This window comes from Paracidovorax sp. (assembly GCF_057642795.1).
The window spans coordinates 198,304-214,732 of sequence record NZ_JBXYZY010000001.1; the positions used below are offsets into that span (position 1 = coordinate 198,304).

Annotated in this window: 20 protein-coding genes; 11 read left to right on the plus strand and 9 right to left on the minus strand. The window is 68.5% G+C overall.

Annotated elements, in window-relative coordinates; translation table 11 throughout:
• Window positions 1–15 precede the first annotated feature (15 nt).
• The 4 genes from AC3A84_RS00890 to kynB form a co-directional block, all read right to left on the minus strand.
• Window positions 16–1,161 (minus strand): glyoxalase superfamily protein, encoded by a 1,146-nt coding sequence (locus AC3A84_RS00890; RefSeq protein ID WP_487967869.1) that lies wholly within the window; start codon window positions 1,159–1,161, stop codon window positions 16–18.
• Window positions 1,162–1,503: 342 nt separating this feature from the next.
• A complete protein-coding gene (gene kynA, locus AC3A84_RS00895) occupies window positions 1,504–2,406 on the minus strand; it encodes a tryptophan 2,3-dioxygenase (protein ID WP_487967870.1) in 903 nt (300 codons plus the stop codon).
• A 2-nt stretch (window positions 2,407–2,408) separates the two neighbouring features.
• Window positions 2,409–3,698: a kynureninase gene (gene kynU, locus AC3A84_RS00900; protein WP_487967871.1), complete on the minus strand. Its 1,290-nt coding sequence runs from the start codon at window positions 3,696–3,698 to the stop codon at window positions 2,409–2,411.
• 89 nt (window positions 3,699–3,787) lie between these two features.
• Window positions 3,788–4,432: an arylformamidase gene (gene kynB / locus AC3A84_RS00905; protein WP_487967872.1), complete on the minus strand. Its 645-nt coding sequence runs from the start codon at window positions 4,430–4,432 to the stop codon at window positions 3,788–3,790.
• Between the two features lie 151 nt (window positions 4,433–4,583).
• On the opposite strand from kynB, the gene AC3A84_RS00910 reads away from it, so the two are divergent.
• A complete protein-coding gene (locus tag AC3A84_RS00910; protein WP_487967873.1) occupies window positions 4,584–5,075 on the plus strand; it encodes an Lrp/AsnC family transcriptional regulator in 492 nt (163 codons plus the stop codon).
• Here the strand turns inward: AC3A84_RS00910 and AC3A84_RS00915 are convergent.
• Entirely contained in the window at window positions 5,072–5,398 is a 327-nt protein-coding gene (locus AC3A84_RS00915) for a YkgJ family cysteine cluster protein (RefSeq protein ID WP_487967874.1), read from the minus strand. The two genes, AC3A84_RS00910 and AC3A84_RS00915, sit on opposite strands and share 4 nt — an antisense overlap.
• Window positions 5,399–5,534: 136 nt before the next feature.
• On the opposite strand from AC3A84_RS00915, the gene AC3A84_RS00920 reads away from it, so the two are divergent.
• The 3 genes from AC3A84_RS00920 to AC3A84_RS00930 are packed head-to-tail and all read left to right on the plus strand — an operon-like array spanning window position 5,535 to window position 8,025.
• Entirely contained in the window at window positions 5,535–5,852 is a 318-nt protein-coding gene (locus tag AC3A84_RS00920) for a FeoA family protein (protein ID WP_487967875.1), read from the plus strand.
• Window positions 5,849–7,774, plus strand: coding sequence for a ferrous iron transporter B (gene feoB / locus AC3A84_RS00925; protein WP_487967876.1), 1,926 nt, complete (start codon window positions 5,849–5,851; stop codon window positions 7,772–7,774). Before AC3A84_RS00920 ends, feoB begins: the two co-directional genes overlap by 4 nt.
• Before the next feature lie 5 nt (window positions 7,775–7,779).
• Entirely contained in the window at window positions 7,780–8,025 is a 246-nt protein-coding gene (locus AC3A84_RS00930; RefSeq protein WP_487967877.1) for a hypothetical protein, read from the plus strand.
• 99 nt (window positions 8,026–8,124) lie between these two features.
• On the opposite strand, the gene AC3A84_RS00935 is transcribed toward AC3A84_RS00930, so the two are convergent.
• The 3 genes from AC3A84_RS00935 to AC3A84_RS00945 form a co-directional block, all read right to left on the minus strand.
• Entirely contained in the window at window positions 8,125–8,694 is a 570-nt protein-coding gene (locus tag AC3A84_RS00935) for a hypothetical protein (protein WP_487967878.1), read from the minus strand.
• Window positions 8,695–8,755: 61 nt separating this feature from the next.
• Window positions 8,756–9,670: an ornithine carbamoyltransferase gene (argF, locus tag AC3A84_RS00940; protein WP_487968218.1), complete on the minus strand. Its 915-nt coding sequence runs from the start codon at window positions 9,668–9,670 to the stop codon at window positions 8,756–8,758.
• Between the two features lie 11 nt (window positions 9,671–9,681).
• Window positions 9,682–10,881: an acetylornithine/succinylornithine family transaminase gene (locus AC3A84_RS00945; RefSeq protein WP_487967879.1), complete on the minus strand. Its 1,200-nt coding sequence runs from the start codon at window positions 10,879–10,881 to the stop codon at window positions 9,682–9,684.
• 250 nt (window positions 10,882–11,131) lie between these two features.
• Here AC3A84_RS00945 and AC3A84_RS00950 point away from each other — a divergent pair, with 250 nt between their 5' ends.
• Both AC3A84_RS00950 and AC3A84_RS00955 read left to right on the plus strand, forming a co-directional pair.
• Window positions 11,132–11,479, plus strand: a complete 348-nt coding sequence (locus tag AC3A84_RS00950; RefSeq protein ID WP_487967880.1) for a DUF3579 domain-containing protein — start codon at window positions 11,132–11,134, stop codon at window positions 11,477–11,479.
• Between the two features lie 266 nt (window positions 11,480–11,745).
• Window positions 11,746–12,759 (plus strand): YcjF family protein, encoded by a 1,014-nt coding sequence (locus tag AC3A84_RS00955; protein ID WP_487968219.1) that lies wholly within the window; start codon window positions 11,746–11,748, stop codon window positions 12,757–12,759.
• 47 nt (window positions 12,760–12,806) lie between these two features.
• Here AC3A84_RS00955 and nth read toward each other — a convergent pair whose 3' ends face one another.
• Entirely contained in the window at window positions 12,807–13,445 is a 639-nt protein-coding gene (nth, locus tag AC3A84_RS00960) for an endonuclease III (RefSeq protein WP_487967881.1), read from the minus strand.
• 216 nt (window positions 13,446–13,661) lie between these two features.
• Here nth and AC3A84_RS00965 point away from each other — a divergent pair, with 216 nt between their 5' ends.
• From AC3A84_RS00965 to AC3A84_RS00985, 5 genes are all read left to right on the plus strand, one after another.
• On the plus strand, window positions 13,662–14,024 hold the full coding sequence (locus tag AC3A84_RS00965) for a hypothetical protein (RefSeq protein ID WP_487967882.1): 363 nt from the start codon (window positions 13,662–13,664) through the stop codon (window positions 14,022–14,024).
• The gene (locus AC3A84_RS00970) at window positions 14,021–14,314 is read left to right on the plus strand and encodes a hypothetical protein (RefSeq protein WP_487967883.1); all 294 of its coding nucleotides are present in this window, start codon (window positions 14,021–14,023) and stop codon (window positions 14,312–14,314) included. The genes AC3A84_RS00965 and AC3A84_RS00970 overlap by 4 nt, the downstream gene beginning before the upstream one ends.
• Before the next feature lie 69 nt (window positions 14,315–14,383).
• Window positions 14,384–15,580: an aminotransferase-like domain-containing protein gene (locus AC3A84_RS00975; protein WP_487967884.1), complete on the plus strand. Its 1,197-nt coding sequence runs from the start codon at window positions 14,384–14,386 to the stop codon at window positions 15,578–15,580.
• Between the two features lie 75 nt (window positions 15,581–15,655).
• On the plus strand, window positions 15,656–15,880 hold the full coding sequence (locus tag AC3A84_RS00980) for a SlyX family protein (protein WP_487967885.1): 225 nt from the start codon (window positions 15,656–15,658) through the stop codon (window positions 15,878–15,880).
• A gap of 117 nt (window positions 15,881–15,997) precedes the next feature.
• Window positions 15,998–16,387 carry a DUF6172 family protein gene (locus tag AC3A84_RS00985; protein WP_487967886.1) on the plus strand — a complete coding sequence of 130 codons (390 nt, stop codon included), beginning with the start codon at window positions 15,998–16,000 and terminating at the stop codon, window positions 16,385–16,387.
• Window positions 16,388–16,429 lie beyond the last annotated feature (42 nt).

Sequence of the window (16,429 nt, forward strand, 5' to 3'; positions counted from 1 at the left end):
CTGGCCGACGCGGCTTCAGTCCTGCACGAACCGCAGCCGGTTGCCGAACGGGTCGGTCACCGTCATCAGGTCGCCGCCGCCGGGCGCCTGCTCCACGCCCGGCCGCATCACGGCGTGGCCGCGTGCGATGAGTTCCGCGTGGAAGGCGACCAGCCCGTCGCAGCAGAGGAACACCGTCGCGCCGCCGGCGGTGTCTGCATCGGCGGGCTCCCAGAGCTGCAGCACGCAGCCGGCGCGCGAGACCCGGGCATGGCGGGGACCATCGTCCCGCGCATCGGGCCCGGCCGGGCGAGGCGCGCCATCGACCACGAAGCCCAGCACCTCGCCGTAGAAACGCAAGGCCTTGTCCAGGTCGTGGACCGGCAGCACCGGCACCGTCCGGTGCACCTGCAGCGCGCTTGCCTGGGGCGTCACGGCGGCCGGCGGCGACGGGGGCAGCGGCTCGGCCGTGGGCGCAGGCCGGGGTTCGCGTGGCTTGCGGGCCGTGGCCTCCCGCGCGGGACGTGGGGCCCGAGCCGCGGGCGGCTCGACCGCTTCCTTCAGAGGCTGCGAGGGCTCCGCAGCCTGCAGCGCCAGATACACCCGCAGCGCGCCGTAGGCATCGTTGGCGGCATAGCGTTGCTGCGATTCCGAGAGGCGTGGCTGCGCCCAGTTGGAGGTGCCGATCTTCTTGGACTTGGCGAAGCGCTGGCCGAAGAGCAGGGCGATGGCCGTCTTCACGCCCACCGACTTGGGATAGCCCTGGCGCCGCAGCACGCCGTCCACATCGAGCAGCGAATGGACCGGCCCGCCCAGCGAGCGCGCCAGCTGGCTGCGGTCGTTGTCCAGCCCGAAGCCGGCCTTGACCAGGCTGCGGGATGCCAGCAGGGCCTGCACGGCGCGGCGGCAGCCGGGGGTGTTGAGCTGGAACAGCCAGCCGCCTTCCAGCGTGGCGAACTGCACCAGGTGCGGGCCGTCCGGAATGTCGCCGCGCGCGAAGGTCGGCTTGGATTCGGTGTCGAAGCCGACCACGGGCAGGTCGATCAAGGCGCGCAGGGCGGCCTCGGCATCGGCGTCGTTGTCGATCAGCCGGATGCGGCCGAGGTCCAGGCCCTCGAAGGGCGGCAGCAGCGCGATCTGGTCTTTGGTGGGAAGGGGGGCGCGCGGGGAGTGGGAAGGCATGGCGACGAAGAATACCTGCGCTGCGGGTGCCCCCATGGCGCAGCGCGCCTGGAGACTGTCCGGGAGCGGCCTCAGAACGTGTTTACGATCTCGCAGGGGATCGCGTTGGAGCGCAATCGGGATGAGTGGATGTCTCGGATGCGCCGCATGGGCTGGTGCCCATGCAAGCAGCCGGGGCGTTCAATCGCCCGATTTCGCTCCAACCCGAAGGGCAGCTACGTCGGCGGGCGGTCTGCGGCGTTGCGGCGCTTGTGGATAGCCGTGCTATCCACTGCGCACCGCGCCTTGCATCCCATCCCGCCGACATAGCTGCGCGACCCCTGGGAGATCGTAAACACGTTCTCAGAGCGAGGTGCGCAGCCGCCAGATCTCGGGGAACAGCACCACGTCCAGCATCTTGCGCAGATAGCTCACGCCGCCCGTGCCGCCCGTGCCGCGCTTGAAGCCGATCACGCGCTCCACCGTGGTCACGTGGCGGAAGCGCCAGAGGCGGAAGGCGTCTTCCAGGTCGGTGAGCTTTTCGCCGAGCTGGTAGAGGTCCCAGTGCTCGCGCGGGCTGCGATAGACGGTGAGCCAGGCGGCTTCCACTGCATCGCTTTCGGCATAGGGCTGGCGCCAGTCGCGCTGGATATGGCTCTCGGGCACGGGGATGCCGCGCCGCGCCAGCAGCCGCAGCGCCTCGTCGTAGAGCGAGGGCGCCTCGTAGGCGGCCTGCACCAGGGCCAGCAGGTCGGCGCGGTGCTCGTGCGGCTTGAGCATGGCGCGGTTCTTGTTGCCGAGCGCGAATTCGATGCAGCGGTACTGGTAGCTCTGGAAGCCGCTGGACTGGCCCAGATAGGGCCGCATGGCGCTGTATTCGGGTGGCGTCATGGTGGCCAGCACATCCCAGGCGTGCACCAGCTGCTCCATGATCTTGGAGGCCCGCGCCAGCATCTTGAAGGCGGGCGGCAGGTCGTCGCGGGCGATGTGGGCGGTGGCGGCCTGCAGCTCGTGCAGCATGAGCTTCATCCAGAGTTCGCTGGTCTGGTGCTGGACGATGAAGAGCAACTCGTCATGCGCGGGCGACAGGGGCTTCTGCGCGGTGAGCACCGCGTCGAGCTGCAGGTAGTCGCCATAGCTCATGCTGCGGCTGAAGTCGAGCTGGGCGCGCTCTTCCTGCACGATGGCTTCGGGCAGGGCCGTGCTGGGCGCGGCCCCGGCGGCTGGCTGGCCCGGTGCGGGCGGGTTGGTGTGGAAGGGACACATGCTCAGGTCACCGCGTGCTGCTGGTTGAACTCGGGGCGCTGCCATTCGGCCGTGTCCAGCACCTGCCGCAGGTGCTCCACCGCGTTCCAGACATCGGCAAAGCCGACGTAGAGCGGCGTGAAGCCGAAGCGCAGGATGTCCTTGTGCCGGCCGGCGCCGCCGTCGCCCTTGCGGAAGTCGCCGATCACGTTGCGCGCGATCAGCGCCTGCACGATGGCGTAGGCGCCGGTGTCGCGGGTCAGGCAGACCTGCGAGCCGCGCCGGGCGTGCTCGCGCGGCGTGGCCAGGCCCAGGCCGTGGCCGGCGCAGCGCGCCTCCACCAGCTCGATGAAGAGATCGGTCAGCGCCAGCGACTTCTGCCGCAGCGCCTGCATGCCGCCCAGTGCCTCGGCGGCGGTGAACACGTCGAGCCCGCACTGCAGGGCCGACAGGCTGATGATGGGCTGCGTGCCGCACAGGTAGCGCGTGATGCCGGGGGCCGGCTGGTAGTCGGGCGTGAACTGGAACGGCGCCGCATGGCCCCACCAGCCCGAGAGCGGTTGCCAGAAGCGGTCGGCATGGCGCGGATGCACCCACACGAAGGCCGGCGCGCCCGGGCCGCCGTTGAGGTACTTGTAGCCGCAGCCGATGGAGAAATCGGCGCCTGCGCCGCGCAGATCGACCGGCACCGCGCCCGCGCTGTGCGCCAGGTCCCACACGGTGAGGATGCCCGCCGCATGCGCCGCGGCCGTGACGGCGGCCATGTCGTGCATGGCGCCGGTGCGGTAGTTGACGTGGGTGAGCATGAGCACGGCCACGTCGGCGGTCAGCGCGGCGGGGATCTCTTCGGGCTCGATCAGCACCAGCTCCAGCCCGCGTTCGCGGCACAGGCCTTCGGCGATGTAGAGGTCGGTGGGGAAGTTGCTGCGCTCGCTCACGATGCGGCGGCGGGCGGGGCTGTCTTCGCGGGCGATGTTGAGCGCGGCGCTCAGCACCTTGTAGAGGTTGATCGAGGTGCTGTCGGTGCACACCACCTCGCCCGGGCCCGCGCCGATCAGCGGCGCGAGCTGGTCGCCCAGGCGCTGGGGCAGATCGAACCAGCTCGCGGTGTTCCACGAACGGATCAGGTCGTTGCCCCATTCCTGCTTCACCACCTGGGCCACGCGCTCGGCCGCGGCCCGGGGCGCCACGCCCAGCGAATTGCCGTCGAGGTAGATGGTGTCCGCGGGCAGCGCGAAATGCGCGCGCAGCGGCGCCAGCGGGTCGCGGGCGTCGCGCGCCTGGCAGTCCTGCAGGGTGATGGAGGTCGTCATGGCTGTTCTCTGTTTACTATGGTTTTGATAGCTGTATGCGAAGGAATCAAGAGCGCTGCAGGCGGTTTTGATTCAGGTCGATGCCGTGCTCAGCGCAGGGCGCGCAGCACGGCGCGCACGGGCGAGGCGTCGGCCGTGGTGAGCTTCAGGGGCAGGGCGATGAGCTCGTAGTCGCCCTCGGGCACATCGTCCAGCACCAGGTTCTCCAGCACGCGCAGGCCGCGTCGGCGGATGACCTGGTGGCTGTCGAGCGTCTTGCTCTCGGCCGGGTCGATGCTGGCGGTGTCGATGCCCACCAGCACCACGCCCCGGTCGGCCAGGCGCTCGATGGTCTCGGGCGCGAAGGCGGCGAGCTGGCCGTCCCAGCGGTCCACCGGCATGTGTTCGTAGGTGCGCACCAGCACGCGGGCGGGCAGGTCGGCAGTGAGGGCATGGGCGATGTCATCCCAGCCGACCAGCGGGCCACGGCCGATGGCGTGGATCACGCGGCAGGGGCCGATGAAGGCGTCGAGCGCGACCTCGCCGATGCTGGCGCCGGCCGGGTCGTAATGCAGCGGCGCGTCGGCATGCGTGCCCACGTGGGGCGAAAGGGTGATGGCGCTCACATTCACCGGGCAGCCCGGGGCGATGGTGGCGCACCACTGCTGCGCATAGGCCGTATCACCCGGAAAGACGGGGCTGGCGGCATGCACGGGCGCGGAGATGTCCCAGAGGCGGGTGGAGGTGGACGTCATGGGACAGGGCTGCTGGAATGGGTCATCGCGAGTGCGGCGGGGTCGGAAATGCGAATGCTATTCCTGTAGATGCCTTGAAGTCATCAGCTTATGTGCTGTTTCTAATAAAATTGAATAGATCAACCCATATGGATCTTTTGGGGGAATTTTTATGCAGAACGCCAGCGACCGCATCGACCGTACCGACCGCCAATTGCTCCAGGCGCTGCAGGACAACGCCCGTCTCACCTCGGGCGAGCTCGCGCAGATGGCGCATCTGTCGCAGTCACCCTGCTGGCGGCGCGTGAAGAAGCTGGAGGACGACGGCGTCATCTCCGGCTACCACGCGGCGCTGAACCGCCGCGCGCTCGGCTACGGTGTGATCGCCTTCGTGATGGTCGGCATCGACCACCAGAACGAGATCGCCTCGAAGGCGTTCGAAGATGCGGTGTGCGCCATTCCCGAGGTGGTCATGTTCCACGGAATCTCGGGGCCGGAAGACTTTCTCTTGGTCGTGATGGCGCGCGATCTGGACGCCTATTCGGACCTGCTGCAGCGCAAGCTGCACCGCCTGCCCGGCGTGCGCCATGCCCACACTTATTTCTCGCTGCAGGAATTCAAGGGCCAGGTGGGTGGGCTACCGGTGCCTCCGGTGGCGGACTAGATCAACGCCGCGGCATCCAGCGGCGGCAGCTGAAAGCGCCTGCGTGCCCGCTCGCAGGCATCGCTGCCGGCCTCGAACTCCCGGCAGGGCGAAGGCCGCCATTCATAGATGCCGCAGGCCGCCCGCGCGCCCACCTTGCCGGTCAGCGCCGCACAGCGCGGCTGCGCGTGGTCAGTGCCGCGCATGCGCGCCGTGTGGCCGGTGACTTCCACCGCCAGCCCGTCGGGCACGTCGCCGCCGCCAGCCTGCGTCTCGCAGGCGGAGAAATCGACGCGGAAGCTGGCGCAGCAGGCACCGCAGGTCAGACAAGGATGTTCAGGCATGGCACGGGGGCAGGAGAGCGGGGGTCGCAGGCGCGCGGGATGGGTGCCGGATTGTCCGCCATGGCGGGGTGGGCAGACTGTCTTCGCGCGGCGGGCGTAAAATGAGAATTACTAGCATTTCAATATTGCTTTCGACATGAAAATTTTCCAGGATGGCGCTACCGCCTCCCTGGCGCCAGCCGCTGCCAGCGCGCCGGGCGCCCGGCTCGACACATTGGCTCGCGACGTTCCCGCCACCGTCATGGCCCTGTTGCCGGCACGCAGCGCGGCCGAGCGGGATCTGGTGCTGCGTCTGATGGAAATCGGTTTCCTGCCGGGCGAACCGGTGCGCGTAGTGGCCCGCAGCCTGCCGGGCGGCGACCCGATCGCCGTGCGCGTGGGGCAGGCCACTTTCGCGCTGCGACGGCACGAGGCCGCGCTGGTGCAAGTTCAACCGGAGCACGCCGCCGCATGAATACCGCGACCGCATCCTCCAGCGCCCTGCAGCCCGCGAGCCAGCCGCTGCGCATCGCGCTGCTGGGCAACCCCAACTGCGGCAAGACCGCTCTCTTCAATCTGCTGACCGGCGCCCGCCAGAAGGTGGCCAACTACGCCGGCGTGACCGTCGAGCGCAAGGAAGGCTCGCTCACCACCGCCAGCGGCCGCCGCGTGCGCGTGCTGGACCTGCCGGGTGCCTACAGCCTGCATGCCCAGAGCGCGGACGAGGCCGTCACGCGTGACATCGTCACGGGCCGCCGGGCGGGCGAGCCCACTCCCGAGCTGCTGGTCTGCGTGACCGACGCCACCCATCTGCGGCTCAACCTGCGGTTGGTGCTGGAGGCTCGTGCGCTGGGCCTGCCCATGGTGCTGGTGCTCAACATGAGCGACATGGCCGAGCGCCAGGGCATCGTGATTGACCGCGAGGCGCTCTCGCGCGAGCTGGGCATGCCGGTGATCGCCACCGTGGGCGTGAAGAGCGGCGGCGCGCAGGAGCTGGTGCGCTGGCTCGACGCGGTGCAGCCCGCAGCGCTCGCCGCCAGCGTTCCCGCCGCATCCGCTGCGGTGCCGGCGGGCTCCACCGATCCGCAGCAGCAGGTGATGCAGCTGCACCAGGAGGTGCGCCGCGTGATGGACCTCGCCGTGCGTGGCCCGCAGGTGAGCCTGCACCGCGATGACCGCATCGACGCTGTGGTGCTGCACCCCGTCTGGGGCCTGATGCTGCTGGCTGTCACGCTGTTCCTGATGTTTCAGGCCGTATTCAGCTGGGCCGAGACGCCCATGGGCTGGATCGAAGGCCTTACCGCATCGGCGGGCGATTGGGTCGGCGCCCATATGGCCGAAGGCGTACTGCGCAGCCTGCTGATCGACGGCATGATCGCCGGTGCAGGCGGCGTGGTGGTCTTCCTGCCGCAGATCCTGATCCTGTTCTTTTTCATTCTGGTGCTGGAAGATTCCGGCTACCTGCCTCGCGCGGCATTCCTGCTGGACCGCGTCATGGGCACCGTGGGGCTGTCGGGGCGCTCGTTCATCCCGCTGCTGTCGAGCTTCGCCTGCGCCATCCCCGGCATCATGGCGACGCGCTCCATTCCGCACTGGCGCGATCGGCTGGTGACCATCATGATCGCGCCGCTCATGACCTGCTCGGCGCGCCTGCCGGTGTATGCGTTGCTGATCGCGGCCTTCATCCCGGCACGCACCGTGGGCGGTCTCTTCAACCTGCAGGGGCTGGTGCTGTTCGCGCTCTACCTGGGCGGCATCCTGAGCGCCATGGCGGTGGCCGGTGTGGCCAAGCTGCTGCGCGGCCGCGCCGCCGCAGCGCCCCTGCTGATGGAACTGCCTGCCTACCGCTGGCCCAGTCTGCGCGGCTTGGGCCTGGGCCTCTGGGAGCGCGCGCTGATCTTCCTGCGCCGCGTGGGCGGCATCATCCTGGCCGTCACCGTGCTGCTGTGGTTCCTTTCGTCGTTCCCCGCACCGCCCGAAGGCGCCACTGGCCCGGCCATCGAATACAGCTTCGCCGGCCGCATCGGCAGCCTGCTCGGCGTGGTCTTCGCGCCCATCGGCTTCAACTGGCAGATCTCCATCGCCCTCGTGCCCGGCATGGCCGCGCGCGAGGTGGCCGTGGGCGCGCTGGGCACGGTGTACGCGTTGTCCGCCACGGGCGACGAAACCGCTGCGCAGTTGGGCCCGCTGATCGCCCAGAGCTGGTCGCTGGCCACTGCGCTGTCGCTGCTGGTGTGGTTCATCTTTGCGCCGCAGTGCATCTCCACCATCGCGGCCGTGCGCCGCGAGACCAACAGCTGGCGATGGCCGCTGGCGATGGCGTCCTATCTCTTCGGCCTGGCCTACATCGCCAGCTTCATCACCTACCACGTCGCGCTGGCGATGGGCGGAGGCTAGTCGCCATGGTGCAGAACCTCCTCGTTGCGTTGATCGTTGCCTGCGCGGCGCTCTATGTCGTGTGGCGCTATATGCCCCAGCGCTGGCGCAGCCGCCTGGGGCGGGTGCATGGCCGCCTGGCCCAGGCCCCTGGCTGCGGCGGGGGCAGCGATGGAGCCTGTGGCAGCTGCGGCTCCTGCGCCTCGTCTTCCGGCGTACCGCAGGGCGAGGCTGCCGAGAAGCCGGTGGCCATGCCCGCTTCGCGGCGCTGAGCCTTCCGCGACCTTGGAGGTAGCTCTCTTTTCCGTAGCGTACTGTCGAGGTTTTACGAGCGCTACAGGCTTGCCGGCATGTGAGGCTGGCAACCGCTCCTAGGCCCTCGCGGCTGCGGTGGCCGCTGCTTCCAGGCGCCGCAGGATGCGCCGCCGTATCAGCCCGCTGACCGGGCGAATCAGTAGCCAATAAGGCGTGAAGCGCCGCTGCGTGGCCGCATCAGGGCAATGCACCCGGGTTTCGGTGGACAGCAGGGTGCTGCCGTCCTGCAGTGGTCGTGCCGTGAAGTTCAACACCAGCCGCGCGGCGCCATCGAACTGGGGTGAGCTGGCTTGCTCAAAAGTCTGCGGGTCATCGAAGCGCACGAGCCCGTAGTCGGCCTGCCAGAACCGGCCTGCTAGGCCGAAGGCGATCTCGCCTTCGCTGCGGCCCAGGCCAGTGAAGTCCACCAAGCCGAACGGGCGCTGAGGCAGCCGCGCCTGCATGCCGCAACGTGCCATAAGGCGGGCGGGTGCTTCGCGCAGCGCGATGCAGCGGGCGATGAACGGGTCTTCATGTACCGCCGGGTCCGCAGCCCGGTCCAGCAGCGCGGCAGGCGTGGCCTGCACGCGCAGTGCGTGGCGTTCCACGAACTGGTAGTGCGGCAGATACCGGTCGATGAGTGACATGGCTGGGCCTTTCACGCTCGCACCGCCGCCGGTCTGGGGCTGAAGGCGGGGGCTTCTTGCTTCAGTCCACCCGGCCCAGCAGCAGGTACTCCATGAGTGCCTTCTGCACGTGCATGCGGTTCTCGGCTTCGTCCCAGACGACCGACTGCGGGCCGTCGATCACTTCGGCCTCGACCTCTTCACCGCGATGGGCGGGCAGGCAGTGCATGAAGAGGGCGTCGGGCTGGGCCACGGCCATCATGTCACTGTCCACGCACCAGTCGGCGAAGGCCTTCTTGCGGGCCTCGTTCTCGGCCTCGTAGCCCATGCTGGTCCAGACGTCGGTGGTCACCAGGTCGGCGCCCGCGCAGGCCTGCATCGGGTCCTTGAACACCTTGCAGCTGCTGCTGCCGTGCTGCACGCCGGCCACGGCATGGTCGATCTCGTAGCCGCTGGGCGTGGAGACGTGCACCGTGAAGTCCAGCAGCTCGGCCGCCTGCAGCCAGGTGTTGGCCATGTTGTTGCCGTCGCCCACCCAGGCCACCACCTTGCCGCGGATGGAGCCGCGGTGTTCGATGTAGGTGAAGAGGTCCGCCAGGATCTGGCAGGGGTGGAATTCGTTCGTGAGGCCGTTGATGACCGGCACGCGGGAATGGGCGGCGAAGCGCTCGATCTTGGACTGCTCGTAGGTGCGGATCATCACCAGGTCGGTCATGCGGCTGATGACGCGGGCGCTGTCCTCGATGGGCTCGGCGCGGCCCAGCTGGCTGTCGCCCGTGGTCAGGTGGACCACGCTGCCGCCCAGCTGGTACATGCCGGCCTCGAAACTCACGCGCGTGCGGGTGCTGGCCTTCTCGAAGATCATGGCCAGCGTGCGGTCCGCGAGCGGGTGGTATTTCTCGTAGCTCTTGAACTTGCCCTTGATGAGGGCGGCACGGCTGAACAGGTAGTTGTATTCGTCGGCCGAGAGATCGTTGAATTGCAGGTAATGCTTCATGGAGGGCACGTTCATTCGGCGAGCAGCGCTTTGACCAGGGGAGACAGCAGGGCGACGATCTCGTCGGCTTCTGCCCGGGTGAGGGTGAGCGAGGGCACCATGCGGATGACGCTGTCGGCCGTCACCGACAGCAGCAGGCCGGCTTCAGCCGCCCGGCCCACGAGCGCGCCGCAGGGTCGGTCCAGCTCGACGCCGATCATCAAGCCCTGGCCGCGGATTTCCTTCACGCCCGGCAGCCCGCCCAGCTCGCGCTCCAGGGCGGCCTTCAGGTGCGTGCCCACGTCGGCCGCGTTCTGCAGCAGTCCTTCTTCTTCCATGATGCGGATGGTTTCCACGCCGGCCCGCATGGCCAGCGGGTTGCCGCCGAAGGTGGTGCCGTGGTTGCCGACGCCGAAGATGCCGGCCGCCTTGGGGCCTGCCACCACCGCGCCGATCGGCACGCCCGAGCCCAGGCCCTTGGCCAGCGGCATCACGTCGGGCTTGATGCCCGCCCACTGGTGCGCAAACCACTTGCCGGTGCGGCCCATGCCGCACTGCACCTCGTCGATCATCATCAGCCAGTCGCGTTCGTTGCACAGCTCGCGCAGCTGCTGCAGGTATTCGATGCGCATGGGGTTCACGCCGCCTTCGCCCTGGATGGTCTCGAAGAACACGGCCACCACGTTCGGATTGCCCTCGGTGGCCTTCTTGATGGCATCGATGTCGTTCATCGGAACGCGGATGAAGCCCTCGACCAGCGGGCCGAAGCCGGCCTGCACCTTCGGGTTGCCGGTGGCCGACAGCGTGGCGATCGAACGGCCGTGGAAGGCCTTCTCATAGACCACCACCACGGGCTTGTCGATGCCCTTGTCGTGGCCGTATTTGCGGGCCAGCTTCAGGGCAGCCTCGTTGGCCTCCAGGCCCGAATTGCAGAAGAACACGTTGGTCAGGCCCGAGCGCTCGACCAGCATCTTCGCGAGCTCTTCCTGCAGCGGCACGTGGTAGTAGTTGGAACTGTGGATCAGCTTGGCGACCTGGTCCTGCAGCGCCGGCACCAGCTTGGGATGGTTGTGGCCGACGGTGTTGACCGCGATGCCGCCCAGCGCGTCGAGGTACTGCTTGCCGTTCACGTCCCACACGCGCACCCCTTCGCCGCGTTCGAGGGCGATGGGCAGGCGCCCGTAGGTGGTCATCACGTGGGGCGAGGCGGCGGCCGGGGCGGAAGCGGTCATTGCGGGGATCTCCAGACGTTGCACAAGAATGGCGTGCCGGTGCGTGACCGGCGAAATCGAGGCACGATTCTAGGCGCTGCCCCATGGCAGCATGTTGACGATTGCGCATCACAGCCATGCGTGCGCGCCTGGGCACGCCACCGCAAGAGCCCGGGGCTTTGGGGGAACTTACAGGGTTAGCTCTTATATAAGAGTTAGAATCGCCGCCTGCCGGCAGACCCCGCCGCCCAGCCCCAACGAATCCCCACCGATGGTTCCTCCCTCCTCCAAAGAAGTCTTCATCCAAGGCGTCACCCACGATGGGAAAACCTTCCGCCCCAGCGACTGGGCGGAGCGGCTGGCCGGGGTCATGAGCCAGTTCCGCCCCGGTGGCGCGCGCCCTGGCAGCCATCTGAGCTATTCGCCCTGGTGCGTGCCCACCACCATCGACGGGGTCAAGTGCGTGGTCGTCCACCGTGACCTGCAGGGCCATGAACCCATGGCCTGGGATTTCGTCATCAACTTCGCCCGCGATAACAACCTGCAGGTCGCCGAGGCCTGCCTGTTGCCTGAAGAAAAGGCCGACGCAGTCAGCGCGTCGGCTGTCCGCAAAGGCTGAGGGCTTTCCGTGGCGGCTGGCGCTGCTGCTGTTGCTGCTGCCGCTTCGCCTTCGGTTGAAAACACCTATCCTGGCCCCAGATATCCAGCCTGATCCGTGCTTGGCCAGGTGCCTGTCGCCTGCGGCAACGCCGCGATCCACCCTGCAACACAACAACGCCCAGAACGCAGGGGCCCGATGATGACCCTGGCCGCCGGCCGCGTCGTCCTCCGTCCATCCGTCTCTTTTTTCCTTTTGCCATCCACGAGGAAAGCGTTGCCATGAACCTGCAGCCCCAACACACCCGCGCCGTGATGGCCATCGGCCTCCTGGCTGCCTTCGCCGACGAACACAAGGACGAACGCGAGCGCGACCACCTGCGTGAACTCGCCCAGTCGCTGAGCGCTGGCAGCGGCGTCGATCTGATGAAGCTCTACCAGGACGTGCTGCTGCAGCGGGTGCGCCTGGAAGACGCCGCCGCCGATCTGGACACGCCCGCGCTGCGCCAGCTGGCCTACGAGATGGCCGTGGGCGTGTGCGACGCCGACGGCGAATGCAACGCCCAGGAAAAGGCTTTCCTGCAGCGCCTGTCAGCGGCCCTGCAACTGGCGCCGGCGCAGGCCCGTGACCTCGTCGCCCAGGCCGATGCCCTGGCCGCCGCGCCGCTGGTGGCCGCCCCCATCGCCGCGGAGCTGTGGGGCCGTGGTGCGCAGGCCGGCGCAGACTATGCCGTTGCCGCCCCGGTCACCGCGGCTGCACCGGCCGCCGGCGCGCCCCAGCCATCGGTCCAGCAGGCCGAGGTCGATTCGATGATCCTCAATGCCGCCATCCTCAATGGCGCGCTGGAACTGCTGCCCCAGTCGCTCGCCTCGATGGCCATCATCCCGCTGCAGACCCGGCTGGTCTATCGCATCGGCAAGCTGCACGGCTACGAGCTGGACAAGGGCCACATCGCCGATTTCCTGGCCACCGTGGGCGTCGGGCTCACATCGCAATACGTCGAGCAGTTCGGCCGCAAGCTGGTGGGCGGCCTCCTGGGCAAGGTCATGGGCGGCCTCGGCCGCGCCGCGGGCAGTGCCGCCACCGGGTCGGCGTTCTCCTTCGCCACCACCTACGCGCTGGGCAAGGTCGCCCACCGCTACTACGCCGGTGGCCGCACGCTGGATACCGACACCCTCAAGGCCGCGTTCTCGCGCACGGTGGAAGAGGCGCGGGGCCTGCAGCAGCGCTACGCTCCGCAGATCCAGGAAAAGGCGCGGGGGCTGGATGTGAATCAGTTGCTCAAGCAGCTGAGGGCGTGACGGCGAACCTCGTGGTGGCCAACCTCGTGGCGGAGTAGCGGGCGGGCTCAGGGCGCCGGCGTCTTGGGCCGGTAGTCGCACCATTGCGACACCACGCATTCCCAGCAGCGGGGCTTGCGGGCCTGGCACACATAGCGGCCCAGCAGGATGAGCCAGTGGTGCGAATCCACCGCGTATTCGGCCGGCACGCGCTTCATCAGTTGCAGTTCGACGGCCAGAGGGTTCTTTCCGGGAGCGAGGCCGGTGCGGTTGCTCACGCGGAAGATGTGCGTGTCCACGGCCATGGTGGGTTGGCCGAAGGCGACGTTGAGCACCACGTTGGCGGTCTTGCGGCCCACCCCGGGCAGGGCTTCGAGTTCCTCCCGCGTGCGGGGCACCTGGCCGCCGTGGCGTTCCACCAGGATGCGGCAGGTCTCCATCAGGTGGCGGGCCTTGCTGCGGTAAAGGCCGATGGTCTTGATGTAGCTCTCCAGTCCTTCCAGGCCCAGGTCGAGGATGGCCTGCGGCGTGCCGGCCACGGGGAACAGCCGGCGCGTGGCCTTGTTCACGCCCACGTCGGTGGCCTGGGCCGAGAGCAGCACGGCGGCCAGCAGCTCGAAAACGGTGGTGTATTCCAGCTCGGTATTGGGCAGTGGGTTGGCGGCCTTGAGGGCGGCAAAGAAAGGTGGGATGTGTGCGGTTTTCATGGCATCGGGGGCGGTCTGCTGCGTGGGCTGCCTTCTCTGCCGGGGGCGCATGGCGGGGCCAGGCGGAAGCGATGGGGAAGGGCGGATATTGCCGCCGAATATATGCCGGCGGCCTGCATCTTTACGCCATCTTGATACCGGCTTTCCTAGACTGCCTCGCATGTTTTACCGCCGGGCGCCATGGCTTTGTCGGCCACTGCGGCACCCCTGACGAACATGATCGATCTTTCCACCGCTGCCGTGATGCATCGCATGCCGCAGACGGCACTTTGGTCCCTGCATCGCACCGATGCCGGCCGCGAGCTGATGGTGCTGCCTTTGCGTCTGCCGATGGCCGACCCGCTGGCCTACCGGCGCGCGCTGCAGGCGATTCTCGGCAACCGTCTGTCGGGCTACTGCATCGCCATCGACGCGGCGCGCCGCTGGGTGCGGGTGGACCTGAACCTGCGCCGCGGCGATCTGGGGCCGTGCATGCGGCTGCTGGCGGCGGGTCTGCGCAGCGCAGAATTCGGCCAGGTGGTGCGGCATGCGTCGCCTGTGCGGCGCGCCGACGGGTCTGAGTCCGGCACCGCGCCGTGAACGCGATGGAGACGGCAGCGCCGCTGATGGTGGCCTTGTCGGTGGTGTTCGTGCCGCTGCTGCTGGCCTGGTGGCTCGTGGCGCGCAGCCTGTGTCGTGGGCCCGCAGAAGGTGGCGATGCGCCCCTTCGCTTGTGTGCCTCTTCTGCCGACCCGTGCTGCAGCGGCGCCTGCCCGACGCCCTTCTGCACGGCGGCGCCCGCTGCGGCGCTGCATTGCCGGCGCTGCCCGCTGTCGGCACCGCATGCGCGGGTTCTGGGCTCGCCCGATCCGGCGTCCACCGGAACCTGATGCAGCGCGGAGGGTGTCGGCGGCTGCGGCTTTGCGCCACAATCCCGCGCTCAAAGGAGCCATCTCGTCATGCAATTCGCCGACCGTCTGAACAACGTTGAAACCTCTGCCATCCGCGAACTCTTCAAGCTGCTGGGCAAGCCCGGCATCATCAGCTTTGCCGGAGGTTTCCCCGACAGCGCGATGTTCGACGTGGAAGGCCTGCGCGCCGCCAGTGCCCGTGCGCTGGAAGAAGACCCCGGCGCGGCCCTGCAGTACGGTGCGACCGAGGGCTATGGCCCGCTGCGCGAGCAACTGGCCCAGCTGATGACCGCCAAGGGTGCCGCAGGCGTGGCGCCGGACAATCTCATCGTCACCACCGGCAGCCAGCAGGCGCTCGATCTGCTGGGCAAAACGCTCATCAGCCCCGGCGACAAGGTGATCGTCGAAGGTCCGACCTTCCTGGCCACCATCCAGTGCTTTCGCCTCTACGGCGCCGAACTCATCAGCGCGCCCATCGACGGCGACGGCGTCCAGACCGATGCGCTGGAAAAGCTCATCGCGGAGCACCGCCCCAAGTTCGTGTATCTGATTCCCACCTTCGGCAACCCCAGCGGCGCCACGCTGAGCCTGGAACGCCGCAAGGCCGTGCTGGAGATGGCGGTGCGCCACCAGACGGTGATCGTGGAGGACGACCCGTACGGCGACCTGTACTTCGGCGAAGCGCCCCCGCCCAGCCTGCTGAACCTGTCGGCGGACGTGCCGGGCAGCCGCGAGCTGCTGGTGCACTGCGGCTCCCTCAGCAAGGTGCTGGCGCCCGGCCTGCGCGTGGGCTGGATGATCGCGCCGCCCGAGCTGCTGGCCAAGGCCACCATGTGCAAGCAGTTCAGCGACGCGCACACCAGCACCTTCGCCCAGGCCACGGCCGCCCAATACCTCCAGGCCGGCCGCATGCCCGCCACGCTGGACAAGGTGCGCACCGTCTATGCCCAGCGCGCCCAGGCCATGGGCGATGCGCTGCAGGCCGAGCTGGGCGATGCCGCCCAATTCGTGCGACCGCGCGGCGGCATGTTCTTCTGGGTGCGGCTGACCGGTGCGGGTGGCAAGGTGGCCGACGGCAACGAGCTGGCGCGCCGCGCCATCGACAAGGGCGTGGCCTTCGTGCCCGGCACGCCGTTCTTCTGCGCCCACCCCGACCACGCCACGCTGCGCCTGTCGTTCGCCACGGCCGACGTGGAGCGCATCCGCGAAGGCGTGGCCCGGCTGGGCCAGGCGCTGGCGGGCTGAGCGGCGCGCCAGCGCTTTTGTCTTTCTTGCAAGGGCGTCACGGTGGCGCCCTTTTTTTGCGGTCCAATACGCCGCATGTCCGCCGAACCCCACCCCAACGAGCAGCGCCTGACCGAGCTGGAAATCAAGGCCAGCTACACCGAAGACCTGCTCGACCAGCTCAACCTGGTCATCTACCGCCAGCAGCAGGAGATCGACGCGCTGGCCCGCACCGTCGCCCAGCTGCGGCAGCAAATGCCCGAGGCCGGTGGCGGCGCGGGCGCGCGCAATCTGCGCGACGAACTCCCGCCACATTACTGAGCGGATCGGCGTGAAAGGGTCGATTTGGGTAGCGAAAATGCCCTCTAGCCCTTTTGAAATAAGCGCTATGCGCTATTGAAATCATAGTAGAGCCACCGCAGCGGTTACGATGGGCGCATGCGAAAAACCTATGTGCTCCATATCGAAGGCAAGAACCGCGACCGGCTGCTGGACGCGGCCCGTCATGACATCCACCGTTACCTGCGTCGCGAACGCCGTCGCGCCCTGCCCGAAGGCGTGCGCTTCTGGGACTTCGACTGCCGCTTCGGCAGCACGCAGGACGATGCCCAGAGCGTGCAGGTGGAAGACATCACGCGCCTGATCGACGAGGTGGCGCAGTCGGGCGCCGCGCAGTTCTACGTGGAGATCGTCGCCAAGCCGGGCGAGGGCATGCCCCGCAAGCCGGCGGCGCGCAAGGACAGCGCGGCAGGCGACGGCCCGCACGACGAAGACGGTGAAGGCGCCGATGGCGCGGGAGATGGCGGCGACGGAGGTGGCGGGGACTGACCCGGCTCCCTCACAGCCCGAATGGCCGGCAGGCCCGCCGGC